A 23,936-nucleotide genomic window follows, 5' to 3' on the forward strand; every position below is an offset into this window, starting at 1 on the left:
AACGCGTGGTCGTGGCGTGGGCCGGCATGCGCGGCGGCCTGTCGCTGGCAGCCGCGCTGGCCATACCGCTGCGGCGTGCTGACGGCTCGCCGTTCCCCTACCGCGACCTGGTAATCGTGGTCGCGGCTGCGGTGATCGTGGCAAGCCTGCTTGTGCAGGGCACCAGTCTGCCGTGGCTGCTGCGCCGACTCGGACTGAGGGCTGAGGATTTCGGAACCGAAGAGAACAAAGCCCGGCTGAAGGCGGCGCGTGCCGCGTTGGAATGGCTGGACGACCATACCGGTGCCGAGAGTGCCGATGAGGCAACCAAATCCGCGCGTGCGCTCTACGAGGCCAAGGTGCGGCGCCTGCAGCTCATTCCTTCAAGAAATGATGACTCCGACGACGCCCAGGAGCTGGAAAAGTATCGGGCGTTGCGGCTGGAGTTGCTAGGAGTCGAGCGGTCAGCATTGTTGGCGTTGAGGCGTGATGGCCGCATCAACGCGACTCTGTTGCGGAGCATCGAACGCGACTTCGACCTCGAGGAGGCCCGGCTCACCGGTTCGTGAGCATCGCCGCGAGTCACTTGAGCGCCGCGGCCGCCCGTGCGATCCGGGATCCCACGTCGTAGGCCAGGATTTGCGCGGTCGCATCCGGCACCCGGCTGACGGCCGCAGCCATCCTGTCGGCGGTGCGGTCATGCAATAGCCGGCCCACCAGCGGCGCATATGTTCGCCGCGGCAACAACACCGTGACCTTGGTGCCCGGGTTGTCCTTAATCTCCTGCAGGACCAGCTCTTGTGCGGCCCGACTCAGATGGCGATCCGGGCACTCGATCATCCGCAGCGGAGTCTGGCCCTCGAAATGCTCCCAGCGCTGCCGCAGCCGCGACGCGTGCAGCGCATCGATCACGAAGTGCACCGGGGTCAGCTTGTCGGCGTGCAACCCGGTTGCATAATGCAGTGCCTCGACCACCGCGAGGTCGAAGTGGTCCACAAAGATGAATACTCGTTGCCGCGCATGCCCGACCACGTCCTGACGCTCGGTCACCAAATTCTCCAAAACCGATGCCTCGGCGCGGTATTGCCGGTTGAGCCGCATCAAGGCGAATACCAGCAGCGGCATGACAACGACGACCAGCCAGGCTCCCTCGGTGAACTTGGCCACCGCGAAGATGCCCACCACGATCGTCGACAAGATCCCCGCCGACAGGTTGATCACCAACTTACGTCGCCAACCGGGCCCACGACGGATCAGCCAGTGTTTGGTCATGCCATAGCCGGCCATCGAGAAACCGGTGAACACACCCATCGCAAACAGCGGCACCACTGCGTCGACCGAGCCGCCGGTCACGATCACCAGTGTCACCGCCAGTGCAGTCAGCACGATGATGGCGTTGGAAAACACCAAACGATGACCACGTTTCATCATCGGCCGCGGCAGAAAGCTGTCCTCGGCAATGAAACTCGTCAGCGCGGGAAAACCGTTGAAACTGGTATTCGCACCGAAGAACAAAATCGCCGCGCTGGCCGTCTGCAGCAGCAAGTACGTGATCTTCCCGATCACCCCGTTGCCGAAGACCGCCCGGCCAACCTCGGACAGCATCGACGGATATTCAGCGACAAACGGAGTGGCGTGGGTGGCATGCACCAGGTAGATGACACCAACCAACAAGAACCCGAGGACACAGGCCATTCGGGTGAGGACCCGACGCGCGTTGGGGCCTTGCGGCTGACGAAAGACATTGACCGCGTCGGTGATCGCCTCGACCCCGGTCAGCGAGGTGCCGCCGTTGGCGAACGCCCGCAGCAACACCAGAATCGTCGCGCCCATCACCAGCCCGTTGCCCTGATGGACCGGCACCGCCCCGGCAATGTGCGCCGGATCGTATTGCGGTAAACCCCAGAAAATTTGACGAACCACACCGGTCACGATCATCACCGTGAGCATGACGATGAAAGCGTAGACGGGCACGGCGAATATCCGGCCCGCCTCCCGCATTCCGCGCAGGTTGGCGTAAGACATGAGCAGCAACGCGCCTACGGTGATTGCCAAGTGGTAGGGGCCCAGTGACGGTACCGCGGACACCACCGCAAACGTGCCCGACGCGCACTGCACCGCCACGGTCACCACATAATCGATCAACAGCGCGGCCGCCGAGATCTGCGCGATGCGCGGCCCGAAATTGGCTCGCGCCACCACATAGGAGCCACCCCGTTGGGTGTAGGCCATGACCACCTGCCGATATGACGCGGTGACCAACGCCAAGATCACCAAGATCACACCGGCGATCGGAAGGACCAGCACGTACGCAGCCATCCCCGCCGCCGGCAGCAACTCGACCATAATCTGCTCGGGACCGTAAACCGTCGACGAGATCGCGTCCGGCGAAAGCGCGCCCAACGCAACGACATTCGATAAACTCTCGTGTTCCAGGTGCTCGCTGATCAGCGGCTTCCCAAGAAAGAACCGTTTCCACCCGTCGTAAAAAGTCGACGGGGCATTCTCTTCGTCAGGCAGATCAGTCACGTCTGTCACGGCCATCTGTTTCCCGCCCCTTGAACGAGCCGACTACTTTCGACCGTGAGATTAGCGCCTCCGCCCGGGTATGGCAGTTCTTAGCGAGCCGACTACGGACTCGCATCCAACCTTAGGGTTTCTGTCAGGAAGCTCTCAGATAGCCGAGGCCCGGTTTGACGAACTCGCGACCGTGATCCGGCTTCGGTATTCAGATGACCGGCAGTGTCGCCGGGGGTTCTGCGATGGACTCCGCTGATTGATCAGCATGGTTGGCGTCTTTTGCCCGGGCGGCTTGGGCCTCGGCGATGCGGGACCCTATGTCATAGGCCACGATCTGCGCGCTGGCACCCGGTATCCGGCTGACCACTCCGGCGATCTTGTCGGCAGTGCGGTCATGCAGCAGTCGACCCAGCAGCGCCGAGTATGTTCGACGCGGCAATAGCACGGTCACTGTGGTGTCCGGATGATCCCGCTTGACCTGCGAAACCAGCTCTTGGGCGGCCCGGCTCAAGTTGCGGTCCAGGCATGCAACTAATCGCAATTTGGTGGCGTGCCCGAACTCCCGCCAGCGCTCCTGCAGCCGTGTGGCGTGCGCGCCGTCCAACACGAAGTGCACCGCAACCAGTTCGTCGGCATGCAGCCCCTGTGCATAGCGCATCGCCTCGATCTCGGCGAGGTCGACGCTGTCTACGAAGACGAATACCCGATGCCGATCATGCCTGTCCAGGTCAGGAAGTTCGGTGCGCGACGTCTCCAATACGGAAGCCTCGGCGCGGTACTGCCGGTTGAGCCGCATCAAAACCAGTACCAGAATCGGGAAGACCACGACGACCAGCCAGGCGCCCTCGGTGAATTTCGCGATCGCGAAGATGCCCACCACACTCGTCGACAAGATGCCTGCCGACAGGTTGATCACCAGCTTGTAGTGCCAGCCGGGCCCGCGATGGGTCAGATGGTGTTTGGTCATGCCGTAGCCGGCCATCGAGAATGCGGTGAACACACCCATCGCGAACATCGGCACCAGCGCGTTAACGGAGCCTCCGGTGGCGACTAAGAGCGCCACCGCGAGCATGGTCAGCAGGATGATCGCATTGGAGAACACCAGCCGATGGCCGCGCTTCATCAACGGCCGTGGCAGGAAGCGGTCCTCGGCGACAAAGTGAGTCAGCGCGGGAAAACCGTTGAAGCTGGTATTGGCGCCGTTGTACAAGATCGCCGCGCTGGCCGCCTGCAACAGGAAGTACAAGACGTTGCCGATGATGCCGTGGCCGAAGACCGCCCGGCCGATCTCGGAGAGCATCGACGGATATCCGGCGGAAAACGGAACGGAACGAGTGGCGTAGCCAAGCCAGGCTACACCGGCCAACAACAGCCCAAGAATCGTAGCCATGATGGTCAGCACCCGGCGCGCGTTGAGTCCTTCGGGCTTGCGAAACAGGTTGACGGTGTTGGAAATCGCCTCGACCCCGGTCAGCGACGAGCCGCCGTTGGCGAACGCCCGCAGTATTATCAGAATCGTCGCGCCCATCACCAGGCCGTTACCCTGGTGCACCGGCACTGCTCCATCAAGGTGCTGCGGATCGTATTGCGGCAGGGTCCAAAAGATTTCACGAGCAACGCCGACCACGATCATCAGCGTGAGCATGCCGATAAACCAATACGTCGGCACCGCGAATGTCCGGCCCGCCTCCCGCAATCCGCGCAGGTTGAAATAACAGAAAATCAGCACCGCGCCGACCGAGATTTCCAGGCTGTAGGGGCCCAGCGCCGGTATCGCGGACGCCACCGCCACGGTGCCGGCCGCACACTGGATCGCCACGGTGACGACGTAGTCGATCAACAGCGCTGCGGCCGCGATCTGCGCGATCCGAGGCCCGAAATTCTCCCTGGCCACGATGTAGGAACCGCCGGCCCGGGTGTAGGCCATCACGACCTGCCGATACGACGCGGTCACCAGCGCCAAAATCACCAGGATCACGCCTACCAGCGGCAGCAACAACACAAACGCCGCCATCCCAGCAGCCGGCAGCAGCTCGACCATGATCTGCTCAGGGCCGTAAGCCGTCGAAGAAATCGCATCCGGTGAAAGCGCTCCGAGCGCAACAGTGTTCGACAACTTTTCATGCTGAAGGTCGTCGGTGATCATCGGCTTCCCGAGGAAAACCCGCTTCCATCCGTCATAAAAAGACGGCGCAATCCGCTGCTCGTCAGCCAATCCCGTCACCAGCCATTCCTAACCGATCCTGGTGCCGGCTGCCGTCTTCCTTACGGGATCTTGACACCCAGAATCCTTACGCTTTCCAGCGGAAACGCCAATCCAATGGCCAGCGCGGAAGTGGCCTGAAACAATGGACGACGTGGCAGAAGAGGCGAACACCGGCTCCGGGGGCTCACCTACGGCAGCAGACCCCAGCACCGTCTTTGCCGCGCTGGCCGAGATCATCTACCAGGGCACGGAGTCCAACGAGGTCTACGCCGCAATCTGTGTCGCCGCCACGCTGGTCGTCACGGGCTGCGACCACGCCAGCCTGCTGGTGCACCGCGACGGTCGCTACATCACCGTCGGCGCCAGCGACCGCATCGCGCAGCGGATCGACGACATGGAACGCCTGGCCGGTGACGGACCATGCGTCGACGCGATCGAAGAAGAGACGCCGCAGATCGAAACGGACCTCACCACGCCGAACCAATGGCCGAAGCTGGCCGCTCGCCTGGTCGCCGAAACCCCCGTCCGCGGGGCGATGGGCTTTCGCATCCTGGTTGATAAGCGCAAAACCGGTGCGCTCAATCTGTTCAGCGACAAGCCCAATGTCTTCGACACCGAGGCTGCCGGCCAAGCCATCGTGTTGGCATCGTTCGCCAGCGTGGCCATCAACGCTGTCGCTCAGGGCGAGGATGTGGCCACCCTGCGGCGCGGGCTGCTCAGCAACCGCGAAATCGGGAAGGCCGTCGGCATGTTGATGATGCTGAACGGGTTGGACGAGCACGCCGCCTTCGACATGCTGCGACGGTATTCCCAGGATCTGAACATCAAGCTCGCCGATGTGGCGCGGACAGTCATCGAGCACCGCGGCAATCCGATATTCGACGACGACCGGTCATCGAGCTAGCGCTGGTGGTGGCCGGCCGCCTACTCGGGCAGCCGTAGCTCGGGTTTCTCGACCTCTTCGATGTTGACGTCTTTGAAGGTGACCACCCGCACCTGCTTGACGAACCGGGCCGGCCGGTACATATCCCACACCCACGCGTCAGAGAGCCGCAGCTCGAAGTACACCTCGCCGTCTGCGTTGCGTGGCACCATCTCGACACCGTTTGCCAGGTAGAACCGGCGCTCGGTTTCCACCACGTAGCTGAACTGGCCCACGATGTCCTTGTATTCGCGGTACAGCGAGAGCTCCATCTCGGTTTCGTACTTTTCGAGATCTTCGGCACTCATCTGCTCAGCCGTCCTTCTCCGTCCCATTTGCCCGACTCCTCCGCCGACCGCGGGCGGTCCGCGTCGTCGTCGGGCGGGTCCCATTTGCCCGACTCCGCCGATTCAGGCGAGTCCGGTTCTATCTTTCCCCACCCATTGTCGGTGTGTTGACTCGGTGGGCTTGGTTTGCACTCGGACACGCCCGATTGCCAGGCTCTCCCCCGCAAGCGGGAGGTACCGGCCCGCATCGTCACCAGGCGCACCCGGCTGCCCGACGCGGTCGCCACCCGCCGGACGTTGATGAACGAGTACCGATGCTCGGGACACGGGCCCCGCTCGTTCAGCGCAGCGGAGTGCGCAATGGTGCTGTAGCCCTTGTGCTCGGCGAACCCGTAGCCCGGATGATCGACGTCCATCGCCACCATCAATCGGTCCCGGCTGACCTTGGCCAGCACACTGGCGGCGGCGATACAGGCCGCCGCGGCGTCGCCGCCGATCACCGGCAGCGACGGCACCGGCAGCCCCGGCACCCGGAAACCGTCGCTGAGCACATAGCCAGGCCGCACCGATAGCCCGGCCACCGCGCGCCGCATGCCTTCGATGTTGGCCACGTGTACGCCGCGCCGGTCAACCTCGCCCGACGGGATGAACACCACGTGGTACGCCAGTGCGTAGCGGCAGATCAACGGGTACAGCTTCTCCCGCGTCTTTTCGGTGAGCTTCTTCGAATCATCCAGCGCGGCAAGGCTTTCCAGTCGCCCCGACCCCAGCACGCAAGCCGCGACCACCAGGGGCCCGGCGCAAGCTCCGCGGCCGACCTCGTCGACACCCGCGACCGGTCCAAGGCCGCTGCGGTACAGCGCCGACTCCAGGGTGCGCAAGCCGGAGGATTTGCGAATCACCGTCCGTGGCGGCCATGTGGTGACCATGCCTAGTGATTCTGCTGCGGATTGACCGAACGCACACCACCCCATCGCGACGGCGGCCACACAATAAACCTCGCCTTACCGATGACGTTGCCTACCGGCACAGTGCCCGCCATGGGATCACCCGTGCACAGCAGTCCATTGATTGCGTCGGCGGGAGTACTCGTGCAGTGGGCCCGGGAGTCCGCCGAATGGGTGCGGTTGTCCCCCATCACCCATAGCCGCCCCTGCGGGACGGTGACCGGTCCGAACTCGGGACCCAGACACGGGTACACCGATGGGTCGGCGTTCATCGTGCTCGGATCCAGATAAGGCTCCTTCAACCGTGCGCCGTTGACCGTCAACCCGGTATTGCTTCGGCACTCCACAGTCTGTCCACCCACCGCGATGACGCGCTTGACCAGGTCGTTCTCGTCGGGAGGCACAAAGCCGATGAACGAAAGCCCGTTCTGCAGCCAGCGCACCGCGGTGTCGCGTGAGCGGATCGACTTGTAACCCACGTTCCACGACGGCGGTCCCTTGAACACGATGACGTCGCCGGGGTGCTGTGAGCCGAAACGGAAGGTGAGCTTGTCCACCATGATCCGGTCGCCGACGCAACCCGAACATCCATGCAGCGTGGGTTCCATGGATTCCGACGGGATCAGGTAGGGCCGCGCCACAAACGTCAACATGACGTAATAGAGCACCAGCGCGATCGCTGCCAGGATGACGGTCTCCCGCAGCGCCGCTCGCTTTTTGCCCTCGGGTTCGTCGTCTGCGTCAGCGGCGTCCGATTCGGTGGTGGCCGGATGGCTTGTCGCGACTTCTGGCTCAGCCGTTTCGGAGTTGGGTTGGCCCTCGGGCGACGAGTCCGTGGTTTCGGTCACTGCGTCAGCCTAGCCAGCACGGTCCCCTGCGTCGCGCGCCGCCGCCTGGCGGGTCAGCGCTTCTCTTTGATCATGGCTTTCTTGCCACGCAGCTCGCGGAGGTAGTAGAGCTTGGCGCGGCGGACATCACCGCGGGTCACGACCTCGATGTGGTCGATATTCGGCGAGTGCACCGGGAACGTCCGTTCGACGCCGACGCCGTAGCTCTCTTTGCGCACCGTGAAGGTCTCCCGGATGCCACCGCCCTGCCGACGCAGCACCACGCCCTTGAACACCTGGATGCGCTCTTTGGCGCCCTCGATCACCTTGACGTGCACATTGATCGTGTCTCCGGCACCGAAAGCCGGGATGTCGTCGCGCAGCGACGCCCCGTCGACGAAGTCCAGCGTGTTCATGTCGGGAGACACTTCCTTGCAGTCGCGGCTGCGTGCTGCACGCTGTCGGAGCGTGGACAGTCAACCAAGCCGATGGTTCGGGCATCTGGGCGCGTCTCGCAGCAGGCCGGAGCTTACCGGCCGGCCGACAACCGCTGGAGACAACTGGTCAATTGTGCCAGATCGGGACCAGGCAGTGAAATCAGCGCGAATCGCCGATCCTGCTTACCCCGCCGTGACGTGGGCGAATGGTACAGAGGGCAGTGTGAGGAGAGCCATGCGAGCGCGGCCGCTCCTGTTGATCGCCACGACAGCGATACTGACGGCGTCGGTCGCGGGCTTCCAAGCGAAGGTCTACGGCGCGCCGGATTCAGCGTCGCACCCGCCCCACGTCGCCGCACCGCCGCCGGAGTCGCCGGAGGGAATGTCCGGCGCCGCGTTCGACGGACTGTCGGCGCGCATCGAGCAGGCCACCCAAGACGCGGCGGCCAACGGCGCCACCCTCGCGGTAGCGGTCCTCGACCGCGTCAACCATCAATTGCTTTCCAACGGCAACGACCAGCTCGTCGCTATCGCGTCGGTGGCCAAGTTGTTCATCGCCGATGACCTGCTGTCGCAGAAATCGGACGGCTTCCAAGACAGCCGCCGGCTGTCGACGGCAGACCGCCAGGCGCTGGACAGCATGCTGCGCTCCTCAGACGATGACGCCGCAGAGGCGTTCTGGGCGGAGCGCGGTGACGCGATCATCACCGACGTCGCGGGCCGGTACGGGCTGACGTCCACTGCGCCGCCCAGTGACGGGCAGTGGTGGAACACGACGAGCTCAGCATCCGATTTGGTTCACTACTACGACATGCTGCTCAACGGGTCCGGTGGCTTGTCTGGGGAGCGTGCCCAGATCATCGTCGACGACCTGGCCGGGTCCACCGCAACCGGGGCCGACGGCTACCCGCAGCGGTTCGGCATTCCAGACGGGCTGTACGCCGAACCCGTTGCCGTCAAGCAAGGTTGGATGTGCTGCATCGGTGACAGCTGGATGCACCTGTCCACCGGCATCATCGGCTCCGATCGGCGCTACATCATGGTGATCGAGTCGCTGCAACCCTCCGATGACGCCACCGCGCGGGCAACGATCACCCAGGCCGTCAAGACGATGTTTCCTTCCGGGCGGATCTGAGACTTATCCGCGATCCCATAGGTCGGGACGGCGTTCACGGGTGCGCTGCTCGGAAGCCTGCTGTCGCCAAGACTCGACGCGAGCGTGGTCGCCGGACAACAGAACCTCCGGCACGTCCAGTCCACGCCAGCTCGGCGGCCTGGTGTAGGACGGACTCTCAAGCAGACCGTAAGAATGCGAATCATTCTGGTGCGAAAGCGGATTGCCCAAAACATTGGGCAGCAGTCGCAGCACGGCCTCGATGATCACCAGGGCCGCCGATTCCCCACCCGGCAACACGTAGTCCCCGATCGAGACTTCTTCTACTCGCATGCGCCTGGCGGCATCGTCGATGACCCGCTGGTCGATCCCCTCGTAGCGACCGCAGGCGAACACCAAATGCGCCTCACTGCTCCACCGCTGCGCCGTCGCCTGAGTGAACAATGCGCCCGCTGGCGTCGGGACAATGAGAAGTGTTTCCTGCGAACAGATCTCATCGAGCGCCTCGCCCCAAACGGGCGCCCTCATCACCATCCCCGGACCGCCGCCGTATGGCGCGTCGTCCACCGAGTGGTGCACATCGTGAGTCCATTTCCGCAAGTCGTGCACTTGGAGTTCGACGAGACCCGACTCTATTGCCTTGCCCGGCAACGATTCCCGCAGCGGATCCAAGTAGGACGGAAAGATCGTCACGATGTCGATCTTGATATCGGCCTTCATATCGATCCTTGCCCTCAGCTCTCTAGTTCCAGCAAGCCCTCGGGCGGATCGATTTCGACGATCCGGGATTCCAACGACACTGACGTGACTATCGCGCTCACGAACGGCACCAGCAACTCGCCGGCCTGGGCTCGCTTAACCGCCAATAGTTCGCCGGCCGCGGTGTGCAGGACCTCGGCGACAGTGCCGATGTCGAGGCCGGTCGTCGTCCGCACAAAAAGACCTTCCAGCTGGTGGTCGTAGTAGGTGTCCGGCTCATCGATGGGCGGCAGGTCCTCGGAGTCGATGACGAACAAACTGCCCCGCAGCGCGTCGGCCGCATCACGGTCGGCCACGCCGTCCAACTGCAGCAGAAGGCGGCCGCCGTGCGGACGGACCGCCGCCACCACGCAGTTGCGCTCACGATGATCGGATGCCTTGGCGCGCAACACCGTACCCGGCGCGAATCGCAACTCGGGGTCGTCGGTGCGAACCTCGACGATGACCTCGCCGGTCACGCCGTGGGCTTTGACCACGCGCCCGACTGTCAGCTCCACGGGGGTTCCATGGGCCGGGCTGCGCTACTGGTCGGTGTCCACCACATCGACTCGGATACCGCGGCCACCGATTCCGGCGACCAGCGTGCGCAACGCGGTCGCGGTGCGCCCGCCGCGACCGATCACCTTGCCGAGATCGTCGGGATGGACGTGCACCTCGACGGTCCTGCCGCGCCTGCTGGTCACCAGGTCAACTCGGACCTCGTCGGGGTTGTCGACAATGCCGCGCACCAGATGTTCGACGGCGTCGACGACGACGGTACTCATGACCCCGGTCAGCTCTCGCTGGCCGGCTCAGCCGGTTCGGCCTGCTCGCTGGCTTCAGCCTGGTCACTGGCTTCAGCCGGCGCCGCTTCATCGGCGGGCTTGGCTTCAGCCGGCGCCGCTTCATCGGCGGGCTTGGCTTCATCGGCAGGCTTGGCGCCTTCATCGGCGGGCTTGGCGGCTTCGTCGGCTTTCTGGGCTTTCTCGGCTTTCTCGGCTTTGTCGGGCGCAGCAGCCTTCTTGGCCGGAGCTTTCTTCTTCTTCGGTGTCGCGGCTTCGGTGCCGGGCGCACCGTCGGCAGCGGCCAGCGCAGCGTTGAACAGCTCCAGTTTGCTCGGCTTGGGCTCGGCGACCTTCAGTTTGCCCTCGGCACCGGGCAGCCCCTTGAACTTCTGCCAGTCACCGGTGATCTTGAGCAGCTTGAGGACGGGTTCGGTGGGCTGAGCACCCACCGACAGCCAATACTGAGCGCGCTCGGAGTCGACCTCGATGAGGCTCGGCTCTTGCTTCGGGTGGTACCTGCCGATGATCTCGATGGCGCGGCCGTCGCGGCGCGTGCGCGAGTCGGCGACGGCGATGCGGTACTGGGGATTGCGGATCTTGCCAAGCCTGGTGAGCTTGATCTTCACAGCCATGGTTGAGCGACTTCTCCTATGGGTGTCACGCTGCAATTCAGCGATCCGGGCAGGATGCCGAGATCCGGTTTTGCCTCGCGTGTCTGCCGCGCCGGGCCAGGCCCAAAAGGGCACAGTCGAGGAGCGGACAGCCGCCTATTGTGCCAGAACCAAGCCTTCAGCCAGAAATTCGCGAGATTCACAGGATTTTCTGTAAGCACTTGGTTTCCACCCGGCGGGTCATCCGCCAGCCGTCGGGGGTGCGCAAGAACTCGTCGTCGTACCACAGCCCGCAGAACATCACCTGGTCCTTATCACCAGGCAACACCATTGGGTTGAAACAGATGGTTCGCGACGACGCCGTGTCCCCGTCGAGGCGCACCGAGAAGTTGCCCAGCATGTGGAAGTACATCGGAAAATTCGGCAACACCTCGGCCAGCCAGGCCTTCACCTCCGGAAAGCGGCCCTCGATGCCCCCGAGGGCCGTGTAATCGATGTAAGCGTCGGGGGTGAACACCGCGTCGAGGTCGTCGAATCGGCGCAGATCGATGGCGGTGGAGTAATCCACCAGCAGCTGCTGGATTTCCAACCGGTCAGAGATTTCGGCCTGGCTCAACATGCGTCGATTGAACACCGCTGTCACGACAACGGGCGCCCCGGGCCGTTAAACTCACCGGGCATGCAGGCATTCCTCGCCGCGGTCGCGGCTGTTCTGGCATTCATCGGTGGCGGAGCGACGGCGCGGGCCGACGCCGGCGTGCAGCCAGTCGGCTCGGTACCAATCCCCGACGGCCCGGCGCAGACCTGGCTGGTCGCCGATCTCGATTCCGGCCAGGTGCTGGCCGAGCGGGACGAAAACGTCCGGCACCCACCCGCCAGCACGATCAAAGTGTTGTTGGCACTGGTGGCCCTGGACGAGCTGAGCCTGGACTCCACCGTGGTCGCCGACGAGGCGGATGGCCATGTCGAATGCAACTGTGTGGGGGTGAAGGCCGGCCGCAGCTATACGGCGCGCCAACTGCTCGACGGGCTGCTGCTGGTCTCGGGTAACGACGCCGCCAACACGCTGGCGCACATGCTGGGCGGCCCGGAGGCCGCCGTCGCCAAGATGGACGCAAAAGCCGCGTCGCTGGGCGCCGTCAATACCCACGCATCCACCCCGTCCGGCCTGGATGGGCCCGGTGGCTCGGGCTGGTCGACGGCGCACGACCTGGCCGTCATCTTCCGCACAGCAATGGCCAACCCGGTGTTCGCCCAGATCACCGGCGAGCCCTCGGCTGTGTTTCCCGGGAACGGCGGCGATCAGCCGATCGCCAACCAGGACGAGTTGCTGCAGCGCTACCCCGGCGCGATCGGCGGCAAGACCGGTTTCACCGACGCGGCGCGCAAGACATTCGTCGGCGCGGCTGCCCGCGGCGGCCGCCGCCTGGTCGTCGCCATGATGTACGGGCTGGTGCACCAGGGCGGGCCCACCTACTGGGATCAGGCCGGCAGCCTGCTCGACTGGGGTTTTGCCCTCAACCCGCAATCAGCGGTCGGCGTTTTGTAGGGAGCTGCCGACTCACGCCGAGTTTTGCTAGGCTGCCTATGCCGTTTGCATTCCATTCAGCAGTTGCCCTATTTTGCAGTTGCCCAATATGGGCTTTCACGGCATCGTGTCGACATGAGTCGACGCTATTTATCGGTTGAGTCGACAGCCATTGACAACCCGTCTGCGCCGCACGCAACCGCGCAGATGCCCGCAAGGAGTGAAGATCGATGATGGCCGAGAATCAACCCGCTGCGTCCGGTTCGCCTCCACAGTCTGACAAAGACGACTTCAATGCCTACGAGTCGTTGGTCGACGGGCTGGTCGTCGTATCAGTCAGCGGCAGCGTAGACATGCTCACGGCCCCGGGGTTGGCCGAGTCCCTCGATTCCGCGCTTGCCAAAAGGCCGAACGGCCTGATTGTCGACCTTTCCAAAGTCGATTTTCTTGGTTCAGCCGGGATCAGCGTCCTGATGAAAACCCGTGACACTCTTGGTGACTCGACCCCGTTCTGCGTGGTTGCCGACGGGCCGACCACGCACCGGCCGCTCACGTTGCTGGGGATCAACGAGATGATGTGCTTGTGCCGCACGCTGGACGACGCGATCAGCAAACTCACGGACCGGTAAGACGCTCAGGCCGGTAGGCCAACCCCGCTCAGCAGCGACAACAACAGCTGAGTCCGTCGCTCTTCGATGTCCGGTTGGGTTAGCACCGCGCCGACCAACGCGGCTCCGTCGAAGGTGTTAATCAGCAACGCCACCAGGGCCGGGAAGGTTTCCGGCGGCAAGCTCTCGGCACCGGGTAAGGTACGCGCGGCGTCGCAGATCTTCGTGGTGTACTGCTCGAGGACCTGTTGCAAAGTGGCGTTGAGCTTTTCGTCGGTGCGCGCGGCGATCATCAGTTCGTACATCACTGCGTTGGTGGAGCTGCTGGTGATGTCCCGCAGAATTGTCAACGCCGCTTCTAGCGCCGGACGGTCGGAGGGTATTGCGGCGACTTGCTTGGTGAACGAGTCGAGCTGACGCCGCAGCACCTCATACGCCGTGGCAGCCATGAAGTCGCCCATGGTGTCGAAGTGGCGGAACAGGGCCCCGACCGATACCCCGGCGCGCTTGGTGATCACCGCGGCGGACGCCCGGGCATATCCGACTTCGATGATCGTCGCGATGCTGGCCTCGAGCAGTCGCGCGACCGTCTCTTCCCGGCGCTGCTGCTGGGTTCTCGCCATCAGTGCGCCCCCGAGCCGGCGGGCTGTAGTTGACCCGCGGCAGCTCGCAGATAACGGCCCGACTTCACCGTCTTGCCATAGCCGTCACGGAATTGGCCGTTTCGGAACACGATTGCCCCGTTGACGCCGGTGGCCACCACGGCCGCGTCGTTGCGGTTCACCATACGGCTCAGGCCGCCGTAGAACGGAACCTTCTCCTCGTGGTAGGCGTCGACCGAGTCGTCCAAACCAGCCGGATCGATCACCACGAAGTCGGCACGGTCGCCCTCCCGCAGGGTGCCGGCGTCCAGGCCGAACCAGTCGGCAACTTCGCCGGTCAGGCGATGCACCGCGCGCTCGAGGGTGAGGAACGGCTTGCCGTCCCGCTCGGCGTCCAGCGTGCGCTTGAGCAGCCGCAATGAGAAGTTGTAGAAGGCCATGTTGCGCAGGTGTGCCCCGGCATCGGAGAAGCCCATATGGATGGTCGGCTCGGCGGCCAACTTGTTGAGTTGCTTGGGCCGATGGTTGGCGACGATGGTGGTCCAACGGACGTTGCGCTCACCGTTTTCCACCAGGACGTCGAGGAACGCATCGAGCGGGTGCAGCCCTCGCTCGTCGGCGATCGCGCCGAAGCTCTTACCAACCAGCGACTTATCGGGGCATTCGACGATCACCGCGTCGTGAAAGTCGCGGTGCCACAACGACGGTCCGAGTTTGATGCGGTCGAACTGACGGCGGAACCTGCGACGGTATTCCTTATCGGCCAGTAACGTGTTGCGCTCCAACTGATCACGCAGGTGCAGCGCCGCGGTGCCCGCGCCGAACTCTTCAAAGACCGGCAAGTCGATTCCATCGGAGTACAACTCGAACGGGACCGGAAGATGCTGGAAGCGCACCTGGGAACCCAGCAGGAAGTTCAGCAGCCGCGTGCCGAGTCCGAAGACGTGCACGGCCAGCGGCATCGACTTCGCGTCGGCGGACACCAAAAGGCTCATGCGAACGCTCTTGCGGCGCCCGAACAATGGGCTGCTGGACAGGAAGAACAACAGCCCCGACTCGGCTTTGGCCACATTGGGGGCGCTCTGCAGGATCCGGCCGCGCTTGCGCAACACCTTGATCAGCTTGCGCCGTTCCCGCCACGTCGCGAACGTGGACGGGAGCGCGCGAGAACGGAAGCGGTCGCCGTCGAGCTTGTCGATCGCGGCGTCCATTCCGGACATGCCGAGCATTCCGGCCTCGAGCGCCTGGTCGAGCAATGCCGCCATGCGGTCGAGTTCGGCGTCGGTGGGTCGCACGTCCTTGTCGGTGGCGCGATCAAGACCCAGCACCGCCGTCCGCAGATCCGAATGACCCAGCAGCGAACCCACATTCGGGCCGAGCGGCAGGTTATCGATCGCCTCGACGTATTCCGCGGGCGTCGACCAGGTCTTGTTGGCCTCCAGCGCACCCAGGACGAACTTGCGCGGCACCGCCTCGACTCGGCTGAACAGATCCGCGGCGTCATCGGCATTGGCATAGACCGTCGACAGCGAGCACATCCCCAGCAACACCGTGGTGACACCGTGGCGCACCGACTCCTGCAATCCGGGATCCAGCAGCACCTCGGCGTCGTAGTGAGTGTGCACGTCGACGAACCCGGGCGTGACCCACTTGCCCTTCGCGTCGATCACCTCGGGGCAGCCGGTCTCGTCCAGCGGCCCGCCGGAGACCGCAGCAACGACGCCGTCGCGAATGCCCAGTGTGCGGGTTTGCGGCGCACTGCCGGTGCCGTCGAACCACAAGCCGTCGCGAATGATCACGTCGTAGGTCACTGTCTTGCTCCGCATCGTTGGGGTTGCAGCGACGCTAACATAGATAGCGATTGCTCGCAATCTTTCTAGCGCGCGATTACAGCCTTCCCCTGGTTCGCCGACGCTGCGGCTCGGGACTGACCGCGCCGAGCAGCCCGGCCAGCTCGCCGACCGAAATATCGTCGAGGCGCCACACGGCGTCGATGATCTCGCCGCGCAGTGCCGCGTCGGCGAACGGTTCGCCCAGCCAGTGCAGCTTTTCCACCACCCGGTCCCACGACATCGGGCGCGTGGGTGATCCTGCGAAGTCGGACTGTTCGCGGTGCAGTTGCCGGCCGTCGTTGAGAGCGATATGGACGCGAGCCTCGGTGCGTTCGGGGTAGGCCGCGGTCAGGTCGGGTGCCGCTCTGACGTCCACCAGGGCCAGCAGCTCCTGCACGTCGTCGCGGCGCACGCGTTCGGTCTCGAGTTGCTCGGGGCCGACCTGACCGTCCAGCAGTGCGACGGCGGTGAGGTATTTGAGGTTGTAGTCCGCCTGCTCCTTGGTCGACGGGTGGTCCTTGTCGCCGTAATGCCCACCGCCGGCGATGTCGAACGCGCCCTGAAAGACCTCGAGCGTCACGGCAGCGACGTCGGCACCGGTAATGCCATGCTCGTCGCGAAGCGTCAATGTCGCATCGATGATCACCTGGCCGTGAATCAATGAGCAGTACTGCTTGAGGTAGGTCTGTTCGACGGCAGCGAGCGATCGGTCGGATGTGCGCAAGTCGATCGGCTGGTCGAATAACCGCTCGAGGCCGTTGGGGCCTTCGAAAAGCGCTCTGGGGCCCGTGATTCCGCGACTCGCGAGCATCGTGGCGTACACGGACCGCATCCCGGTGATGGCCGGTGAGATGCCTTTCCAGGTGGAAACGGGCTCCGCGTGTACCGCGGCGAGTGACACGTTGTCCGCGGCGGAGGCGGCGATCGCGTCGGCGGTGTGCGCAGCGTCGAGCCCGAGCAACTTGGCGGAGCCGGCAGCCGCCGACATGGCCAGTTGCAGCGCGTGGTTGAGGCCACGACCCATAACGGGAACTGTTGCACTGAAACGGCATTGGATCTCGTAGGCAACCGCCAGAGCCAGCAGAAAGTCTGCTCCGCTCGCGTCGGCATGTTCGGCGACGGCGAAAACCGCCCCGAAGTTGTCGGCCGGGTGGCACAACCCGCCGGGAGTCAGGTAGGTGTCGAGCAGATCGGGGTAGCGCACCAGCACCGCGTTGAAGAATGCCGCCTGATCGACTGACGCGCGTCCACCGCCGACGAACGTCGCTGTCGGGCGGCTGCTGAACTGTTCGGCGTGGGCGCGGATGGCGGGAATGAGTTCTCCGTCGAGGGCGCCGAGCGCGCAGGCAATGCTGTCGAGAACGTTGCGTTTCAGCGTCGGCATGACCCGCCCGCTCAGATCGGAGTGGTCGGCCCTGACAACGAACTCCCCTAGCTCATCGACAGCATTTGTGCGGATTTTGCCCGTCATCGCCGGTCAACTTCCTTGGTATCGAAAACTGTTGCGGCATCGGGACTGTCATCACTCGCCAGCTCGATCCGCCGACGCATGTCAGCCGACATATCCGGTACCTCGGCCAGATCGAACCAGCGAGCGTCGAGGCTTTCATCGTCTGCGGGGAACGGTTCTCCACCAGCCCAGTCCATGCGAAACACATGATCGAGGTATTGCGCATGATCGCCGTTGGCATGAACTATCCGGCGGCTTACGTGCACCCAGGCCAATCGTCGAGCAATCACGCGGATGCCGGCCTCTTCAAACACCTCTCGGACGGCACAGTCCGCGGGGTTCTCGCCCGGTTCGATGATGCCGGTGACCGGGGTCCAAGCCTGGTTGTCGGCGCGTTTGACCAGAAGCACCTGCTGATCGCGAATGACCACGGCGGTCACACCCGGCAACCACAGTGCGGCATGTCCGATGTGCCGACGAAGCTCGATGATGAATTCGGGGATCGGCATATCCAACTGTCTAACAGAGGCCGCGGTAACGAGATTGGGTGAGTCGGGTCAGCGCAGGCGGGTGATGTACTGGCCCCAAACCTCACAGACATCAGCTCTGCAGGACCACGCGCCGCTGCCGGGCCCGTCGCGCGTTCTGCTTTCCGATGCTGACGATTTCCTTGAGCGTTGCGATCAGCTGGCCAGGCCTATCGAGCAGCGCACGCGCCGCGGCCCGGGCCGCCCTAGGCCTGGTAAATAGCTGCGACGGGCGGATCTCGTGGTTGAGCACGCCGAAGAACATTAGCGTGGCTTTTGGATCCGCTGCCAGATCCCGCATTAACCGCGTCGTCAACGGTGATGCGGCACCCGGGGCACCTATATCGCTTGCAAACCAGTGCATTTCGTAGGCGTCGTCGTCGCGCCAGTGCCACCAGCGCTGCATGGCCGCGTCGGGACTGCTGTTGCCTAGTCCATCCGCGATAGCGGGGGCCAGCCGGTCGGCCTGACGGAATGCGTCACCGATGCCTTGCCCTGGCGTTGGATCTTTGAAGTGCCCAGCGTCGCCGACCAGCACCCATCCCGGGCCGGCGGCCTCGCGGAAGTATCCATGCCAGTTTGTGAGGACCCGGATTGGACCGACACGTCGCCCGTCTCCGATTACGTCGGCAAGTTCAGGCCATGCTCGTATTCCGGCGGTGAAGTTGGCGTCACGATCGGTATGGAATTCGGCTTGCTCCGCCATATCAATCCCGATCGCGGCCATGTAGAGGTCGCCGTCGGTCGGGCCGGCAAGGAAACCCCTCGCCCCCCGCCGCCTATCCGCACACGCCCTTCCCGGTCGCGCACATCCTTGAAATAGGCCCAGGCGAACATCTTTCCCGCCGATGCGACGTGATACTCGCGAGCACCGGCCAGGGAAGCGACCGTTGAATGCCGGCCATCAGCGCCGACCACCAGCTGCCCGTGGATAGGGCCGGCAGCCGTGTCCACACCGGTCACGCGACCGTCCTCGCTGATTAGACCGGTGACACGCAACCCGGTGCGAACATCGGCACCCGCCGCAGCCGCGGCGTCGACAAGCAACGCATCAAGCGTGACGCGCCGAACGCACAGACTGGACTGTCGGTAGTCGACTTCATCAAGCTTTGCCTCGATGCGGACGACATCGTCGATAACCATCGTCATGCGATCGAGCGGGACCGCCCCGGCCGCCAAGACCGCGTCGAGCAGGCCCAGCTCGTCCAGTAGCCGCACTCCGCACGGCTGGATCAGATGAGTCGACGGGGTCTCCGACGGAAACTGGGCACGTCAACCAGGCAGACGCTCAAACCCCGCCGCCTGAGCATCAATGCCAGCGGGGATCCAGCACACCGCGCACCAACAATCACCACATCGAATCGCTTCATACCGCTCCTGTGATCGTTGAAAAAACTCACTGGTCCGAGACCCTACCCAAATAATAAGAGATTAGTAAGATTTCTTAGATAACGTTTAAGTGACGGACGCATACGACGCAAGGACGCGCCGCGGACTCGTGATCGCGCCTGTTTAACGGCACGCGTCGATCAGAACGTTTGACCGCGCAAGATCACCCGGTCGGGCCGATTCAGCACCGCCGGCCCGTGACGTGGATCGTCTTTGTAGCACAACAGATCTGCGGAAGCGCCGTGGTCCAGCCCCGGTCGGCCCAGCCAACGCCGAGCATCCCAGCATGCCGCGCCCAACGCCTCGTCTGGACTCATCCCGATGCCCTTGAGCGCCTCGATCTCGTCGGCGATTCGGCCGTGGGCGACCATGCTGCCGGCGTCGGTGCCGGCATACACCGGTACGCCAGCATCCCGGGCTGCGGCCATCCGCGGATAACACTTGGCGTACAGGTCGCGCATGTGCGCGGCGTATTTCGGATAGCGGGTAGCGGAATCGGCGATGCCGGGGAAGTTTTCGGTGTTGATCAGCGTGGGCACCAAGGCGGTTCCGTGCTCGACCATCAGCTCAATGATGTCGTCGGTGAGCCCGGTGCCGTGTTCGATGCAATCGATCCCGGCGTCGATCAGCCCTGGCAGCGCATCCTCACCGAAGACGTGGGCGGTGACCCGTGCACCGTGGTCATGGGCAACGTCGATTGCTGTCTTCAGCACTTGGTCGGACCACAGCGGGGCCAGGTCGCCGACGTCGCGGTCGATCCAGTCGCCGACCAGCTTCACCCAGCCGTCGCCGCGGCGTGCCTGCTCGGCCACCAAGTCCGGCAACCGCGACTCGTCTTCGATGTCGATCGCTAAGCCGGGCGAATACCGCTTGGGTCTGGCCAGATGGCGTCCCGCGCGGATGATGCGCGGCAGATCGTCGCGGTCGTCGAGACTGCGGGTGTCGGTCGGCGATCCGCAGTCGCGCAATAGCAGCGCGCCCGCGTCGCGTTCGGTCTCGGCCTGGGTGATCGCCTCGTCGATCTCGATGGCGCCGCCGTGCACCCCTAAGCCGACGTGGCAGTGGGCGTCGACCAAACCGGGCAAAATCCAGCCGCCGTCGAAAGCCGTGTCAGCCCCGGAGACCGGTTCACTGCTGATCCGGCCGTCGACGATCCACAGCTCGACGGGTTGTTGATCGGGCAGCCCCACCCCTCGCACGTGCAGACGCACGGGTGCGGCTACTTCTTGCCCGGGAAGTTCAGCTTGGACAGATCGAAGTCGGCCAGGCCGGGTGGCAGCTCGTCCAGGCCCTGCGGCATGTTCGAAAGATCGGGGAATCCGGCCGGCGTGCCTGGCATTCCAGCGCCCAGCGGCCCGCGGGCCCTGGGCTGCGTCGGGCCGCGCTTCTTTCCCTTCTTGCCCTTGCCGCCCTTGGCTTTGCCGCTCTTCCGGGTCGCCGACTTTCGTCCTAACCCGGGTATGCCCATGCTGCCCACCATTGAGGACATCATCTTGCGGGCCTCGAAGAACCGGTCAACCAAGTTATTGACCTCCGAGACCGCCACACCGGAGCCGTTGGCGATGCGCAGCCGTCGCGAGGCGTTGATGATCTTCGGATCGGCGCGCTCCTGCGGCGTCATTCCGCGGATGATCGCCTGCAGCCGGTCGAGCTGTGTGTCGTCGACGGCGGCCAGGGCCTCTTTCATCTGACCCGCGCCGGGCAGCATCCCCAGCAGATTGCCGATCGGGCCCATCTTGCGGATAGCCAGCATCTGCTCAAGGAAATCCTCCAGCGTCAGCTCGCCGGAGCCGATCTTGGCGGCGGCGGCCTCGGCCTGCTCGGCATCGAAGACCTGCTCGGCCTGCTCGATGAGGCTCAGCACATCGCCCATGCCGAGGATGCGGCTGGCCATCCGGTCCGGATGGAAGACGTCGAAATCCTCCAGCTTCTCGCCGGCCGACGCGAAAAGAATTGGCACACCGGTGACTTCGCGAACCGACAACGCGGCGCCGCCGCGAGCGTCACCGTCCAGCTTGGTCAGCACCACGCCGGTGAAGCCCACACCCTCACGGAACGATTCAGCGGTGGTCACCGCATCCTGGCCGATCATCGCGTCCAGAACGAACAGCACCTCGTCGGGGTCAATGGCATTGCGGATCGCCGCAGCCTGGGACATCAGCTCCTCATCGATGCCCAGCCGCCCCGCGGTGTCGACGATCACGACGTCAAAATGCTTGGCCCGAGCCTCGGCCAGTCCGGCCGCGGCGACGGCGACCGGATCACCGGGACCGGCCTGCTGCGTGGCGTCGACGTCGGCCGACGCGCCCGGGTGTGGCGCGAAGACCGTGACACCGGCCCGCTCCCCCACGATCCGCAGCTGGTCGACCGCGCCCGGGCGCTGCAGGTCGCAAGCCACCAGCAGCGGGGTATGCCCTTGGCCGCGCAGCCACACCGCCAGCTTGCCGGCCAGTGTGGTCTTGCCGGAGCCTTGCAGACCGGCCAGCATCACCACGGTCGGCGGCGTCTTCGCGAACGCCAGCAGGCGAGTCTGCCCGCCCAGGATGCCGACGAGCTCCTCGTTGACAATCTTGACGACCTGCTGCGCCGGGTTGAGGGCACCGGACACCTCGGCGCCCTTGGCGCGGTCTTTGATCCGGCCGACGAACTCCCGTACCACCGGCAGCGAGACGTCGGCCTCCAGCAGCGCCAGCCGAATTTCGCGCGAGGTGGCGTCGATGTCGGCGTCGGTCAGCCGGCCCTTGCCGCGCAGCCCCTGCAGGGCGCCGGTCAGCCGGTCGGACAGCGATTCAAACACGCCGCCCAGCCTAGCGGGGCGACGATGCGCGCCGCGTAAGCGGCGGGCTGAGGAGACCGGCAATCAGGCCTAGCGGGGCGCGAGCGTGAAGCTGGCAGCACGCTCCATGATCGATGATCGCCGTCACAGCGACGATCAGGCAGATGTGGCCGAGAAGATCTTCGACATTCCACCGCCCGAAGATGTGGTGCAGGGGTGGCCCCAGGGTTTCCGATGCCCATGATGACATGAGCAGCACCGCGCAAGAGTGACGACGATGAGTGCGGACATCATTGTCGCAAGCGACTCCTCTGCTGTGCCCGTCAGACCGGCGGTTTGGTGGGATCGGGGCGAAGGTCGCGCAGTCTCGGTAGCGCGCGTGTTGATGTCAGATATTCGGTGACCGTCTCAGGCTGGATCAGCCCGAACCGGACGAGCAAGTCAATCGGGTTCAATCCCAGATACTTACCCGCTCTGATCAGGTTATCGGCGGTGACCAACCTACCCTCGCGAACCGCCTTGTAGTACGCCGATTTGCGGTAGCCGAACGCCTCGTACACCTCGGTGGCGGCAAGGGGTCGGCCCACAAGGTACGGAAGAACCACCGCCGGATCCTTATCGCGGTCCTCCATGAGTTGACAGTATCTCGGCATCTCGGCTCGGCAGACGTATCGTCCACGTTTGTGAACTGTGGCCCTGCGATGGAGCCGCTTATCGTCAAACTGTGGCGCCTAGATCATGTCGGCGATCATGCCGGCGCGGCCGTGCCCAGCACGGCGAACAGGTCGCGCTCGATCGCCGCTCGCACATCCGAGGTGGCCTCGGAGGCACTGGACGGCGGCACAACGCAGAAGACGTCGTCGACCATCGATCCCCGCGTGGTGACTTTCGCCCACGCGATGTCAACTCCGGCGCGCTCGAGTGCGCTGGCGAGTCGGGCGAGCAAGCCGGCGCGGTCGGTGGCGCGGATTTCGATGATCAGGGTGCCGGATGTGCCGTCGAACCACGCAATGCGTGGCGGGGCGCTGGAATGGCGGGCGGGGACTGCGGTCGGCGCTTCGCGCACGGGATCGCGAGTGGGTTCCCGGTCGCGCTGCTCGAGCGTGGCCAACACATCAACTTCGCCGCCCAGAGCGCTGACCAGTTGCTGACGCAACAATCCGGCGGCGGGTGGCGAACCGAAGTGCGGCGAGACCACGAATTCACTGATCGCGGCCCCCTGATGAATGTTCACCGACGCCGAATGCACGCGTAACGAGTTCAGGGCCAGCACACCGGCCGCTTTGGACAGCAGCCCACGCTGGTCCGGGGCGATCACCACGGCGTGGTAGAGGCGCTGGCTGCTGCCGGGCCGCAGCTCAACATGCACCTTCTGGTCGGCGGCCAGCGAAAGATACTCAGGGTCAAGCGGATCGGCATGAGGCAACGGCTCACCAGCGATCACCATCCTGCAGCGGCGTACCAAGTCGCGGACCAGCGATGCTTTCCAGTCACTCCACACCCCGGGTCCGGTAGCCAAAGAATCGGCTTCGGTCAGCGCATGCAGCACCTCGAGCAATATCGGGTTTCCGTCCAATGCCTCGCAGACATTGGCAATAGTCTGCGGGTCGTAGAGATCCTGCCGCGTCGCGACTTTCGCCAACAACAAGTGATGACGCACCAGCTTGGCAAGGGTCTCGATGTCGGATGGCCACATACCCAGTCTGGTGCCGATTTCAGTGGCCAGCTCGGCGCCGACCACGCTGTGATCGACACCCCGTCCTTTTCCGATGTCGTGCAGCAGCGCAGACAGGATCAGCAGATCGGGACGTGCCACCCGGGTGGTGAAAATCCTTGCCCGCGAAACGGCCT

At 64.4% G+C, this 23,936-nt stretch carries 21 protein-coding genes and 5 pseudogenes; 5 read left to right on the plus strand and 21 right to left on the minus strand.

Annotation, left to right across the window (positions count from 1 at the left end; all coding sequences use genetic code 11):
• A pseudogene (locus WAN71_RS07780) lies at positions 1–548 on the plus strand (Na+/H+ antiporter); the annotation flags it as partial.
• 31 nt (positions 549–579) lie between these two features.
• Here WAN71_RS07780 and WAN71_RS07785 read toward each other — a convergent pair.
• Positions 580–2,523 (minus strand): annotated as a pseudogene (locus WAN71_RS07785) (APC family permease); the annotation flags it as partial.
• 271 nt (positions 2,524–2,794) lie between these two features.
• Positions 2,795–4,723, minus strand: a pseudogene (locus WAN71_RS07790) (APC family permease); the annotation flags it as partial.
• A 124-nt stretch (positions 4,724–4,847) separates the two neighbouring features.
• On the opposite strand from WAN71_RS07790, the gene WAN71_RS07795 reads away from it, so the two are divergent.
• A complete protein-coding gene (locus WAN71_RS07795; protein ID WP_422224779.1) occupies positions 4,848–5,609 on the plus strand; it encodes a GAF and ANTAR domain-containing protein in 762 nt (253 codons plus the stop codon).
• A 20-nt stretch (positions 5,610–5,629) separates the two neighbouring features.
• On the opposite strand, the gene WAN71_RS07800 is transcribed toward WAN71_RS07795, so the two are convergent.
• From WAN71_RS07800 to rplS, 4 genes and pseudogenes are all read right to left on the minus strand, one after another.
• Entirely contained in the window at positions 5,630–5,935 is a 306-nt protein-coding gene (locus WAN71_RS07800) for a DUF2469 domain-containing protein (protein WP_324443856.1), read from the minus strand.
• Positions 5,936–6,180: 245 nt separating this feature from the next.
• Positions 6,181–6,843 (minus strand): annotated as a pseudogene (locus tag WAN71_RS07805) (ribonuclease HII); the annotation flags it as partial.
• Positions 6,844–6,845: 2 nt separating this feature from the next.
• Positions 6,846–7,709: a signal peptidase I gene (lepB, locus tag WAN71_RS07810; RefSeq protein ID WP_422224780.1), complete on the minus strand. Its 864-nt coding sequence runs from the start codon at positions 7,707–7,709 to the stop codon at positions 6,846–6,848.
• A gap of 53 nt (positions 7,710–7,762) precedes the next feature.
• Complete coding sequence (rplS, locus tag WAN71_RS07815) at positions 7,763–8,104, minus strand: 50S ribosomal protein L19 (protein ID WP_422224781.1); 342 nt, start codon at positions 8,102–8,104, stop codon at positions 7,763–7,765.
• A 256-nt stretch (positions 8,105–8,360) separates the two neighbouring features.
• On the opposite strand from rplS, the gene WAN71_RS07820 reads away from it, so the two are divergent.
• The gene (locus WAN71_RS07820; RefSeq protein ID WP_422224782.1) at positions 8,361–9,260 is read left to right on the plus strand and encodes a hypothetical protein; all 900 of its coding nucleotides are present in this window, start codon (positions 8,361–8,363) and stop codon (positions 9,258–9,260) included.
• A 3-nt stretch (positions 9,261–9,263) separates the two neighbouring features.
• On the opposite strand, the gene trmD is transcribed toward WAN71_RS07820, so the two are convergent.
• From trmD to WAN71_RS07845, 5 genes are all read right to left on the minus strand, one after another.
• Positions 9,264–9,947: a tRNA (guanosine(37)-N1)-methyltransferase TrmD gene (trmD, locus tag WAN71_RS07825; protein ID WP_422224797.1), complete on the minus strand. Its 684-nt coding sequence runs from the start codon at positions 9,945–9,947 to the stop codon at positions 9,264–9,266.
• A gap of 26 nt (positions 9,948–9,973) precedes the next feature.
• Positions 9,974–10,495: a ribosome maturation factor RimM gene (gene rimM / locus WAN71_RS07830; RefSeq protein WP_422224783.1), complete on the minus strand. Its 522-nt coding sequence runs from the start codon at positions 10,493–10,495 to the stop codon at positions 9,974–9,976.
• Positions 10,496–10,519: 24 nt separating this feature from the next.
• Entirely contained in the window at positions 10,520–10,762 is a 243-nt protein-coding gene (locus WAN71_RS07835) for an RNA-binding protein (RefSeq protein ID WP_325681425.1), read from the minus strand.
• 8 nt (positions 10,763–10,770) lie between these two features.
• Entirely contained in the window at positions 10,771–11,394 is a 624-nt protein-coding gene (rpsP, locus tag WAN71_RS07840) for a 30S ribosomal protein S16 (protein ID WP_422224784.1), read from the minus strand.
• Positions 11,395–11,572: 178 nt separating this feature from the next.
• Complete coding sequence (locus tag WAN71_RS07845; RefSeq protein WP_422224785.1) at positions 11,573–11,992, minus strand: nuclear transport factor 2 family protein; 420 nt, start codon at positions 11,990–11,992, stop codon at positions 11,573–11,575.
• A 60-nt stretch (positions 11,993–12,052) separates the two neighbouring features.
• Here WAN71_RS07845 and WAN71_RS07850 point away from each other — a divergent pair, with 60 nt between their 5' ends.
• Together WAN71_RS07850 and WAN71_RS07855 are read left to right on the plus strand one after the other, a co-directional pair.
• The gene (locus WAN71_RS07850) at positions 12,053–12,922 is read left to right on the plus strand and encodes a D-alanyl-D-alanine carboxypeptidase family protein (RefSeq protein WP_422224786.1); all 870 of its coding nucleotides are present in this window, start codon (positions 12,053–12,055) and stop codon (positions 12,920–12,922) included.
• Positions 12,923–13,131: 209 nt separating this feature from the next.
• A complete protein-coding gene (locus tag WAN71_RS07855; RefSeq protein ID WP_422224787.1) occupies positions 13,132–13,530 on the plus strand; it encodes an STAS domain-containing protein in 399 nt (132 codons plus the stop codon).
• 5 nt (positions 13,531–13,535) lie between these two features.
• On the opposite strand, the gene WAN71_RS07860 is transcribed toward WAN71_RS07855, so the two are convergent.
• From WAN71_RS07860 to WAN71_RS07905, 10 genes and pseudogenes are all read right to left on the minus strand, one after another.
• Entirely contained in the window at positions 13,536–14,132 is a 597-nt protein-coding gene (locus tag WAN71_RS07860) for a TetR/AcrR family transcriptional regulator (protein WP_422224788.1), read from the minus strand.
• On the minus strand, positions 14,132–15,937 hold the full coding sequence (locus WAN71_RS07865) for an N-acyl-D-amino-acid deacylase family protein (RefSeq protein ID WP_422224789.1): 1,806 nt from the start codon (positions 15,935–15,937) through the stop codon (positions 14,132–14,134). Before WAN71_RS07865 ends, WAN71_RS07860 begins: the two co-directional genes overlap by 1 nt.
• A 61-nt stretch (positions 15,938–15,998) precedes the next feature.
• Positions 15,999–17,414, minus strand: coding sequence for an MmgE/PrpD family protein (locus tag WAN71_RS07870; protein WP_422224790.1), 1,416 nt, complete (start codon positions 17,412–17,414; stop codon positions 15,999–16,001).
• Positions 17,411–17,902, minus strand: coding sequence for an NUDIX hydrolase (locus tag WAN71_RS07875; protein WP_422224791.1), 492 nt, complete (start codon positions 17,900–17,902; stop codon positions 17,411–17,413). Before WAN71_RS07875 ends, WAN71_RS07870 begins: the two co-directional genes overlap by 4 nt.
• A 91-nt stretch (positions 17,903–17,993) precedes the next feature.
• Complete coding sequence (locus WAN71_RS07880; protein ID WP_422224792.1) at positions 17,994–18,626, minus strand: NAD(P)/FAD-dependent oxidoreductase; 633 nt, start codon at positions 18,624–18,626, stop codon at positions 17,994–17,996.
• Positions 18,542–19,165 (minus strand): annotated as a pseudogene (locus tag WAN71_RS07885) (FAD-dependent monooxygenase); the annotation flags it as partial. The pseudogene WAN71_RS07885 and the gene WAN71_RS07880, both read right to left, overlap by 85 nt.
• A 284-nt stretch (positions 19,166–19,449) precedes the next feature.
• Entirely contained in the window at positions 19,450–20,520 is a 1,071-nt protein-coding gene (locus WAN71_RS07890; RefSeq protein WP_422224793.1) for an amidohydrolase family protein, read from the minus strand.
• An 8-nt stretch (positions 20,521–20,528) separates the two neighbouring features.
• Positions 20,529–22,106, minus strand: a complete 1,578-nt coding sequence (gene ffh, locus WAN71_RS07895) for a signal recognition particle protein (RefSeq protein ID WP_422224794.1) — start codon at positions 22,104–22,106, stop codon at positions 20,529–20,531.
• Between the two features lie 302 nt (positions 22,107–22,408).
• Positions 22,409–22,717 (minus strand): hypothetical protein, encoded by a 309-nt coding sequence (locus tag WAN71_RS07900; RefSeq protein WP_422224795.1) that lies wholly within the window; start codon positions 22,715–22,717, stop codon positions 22,409–22,411.
• 116 nt (positions 22,718–22,833) lie between these two features.
• Positions 22,834–23,936 (minus strand): ACT domain-containing protein (locus WAN71_RS07905; RefSeq protein ID WP_422224796.1); only part of this gene is annotated, 1,103 nt, incomplete at its 5' end.

Source organism: Mycobacterium sp., from assembly GCF_049280035.1.
Classification (GTDB): Bacteria; Actinomycetota; Actinomycetes; order Mycobacteriales; family Mycobacteriaceae; genus Mycobacterium.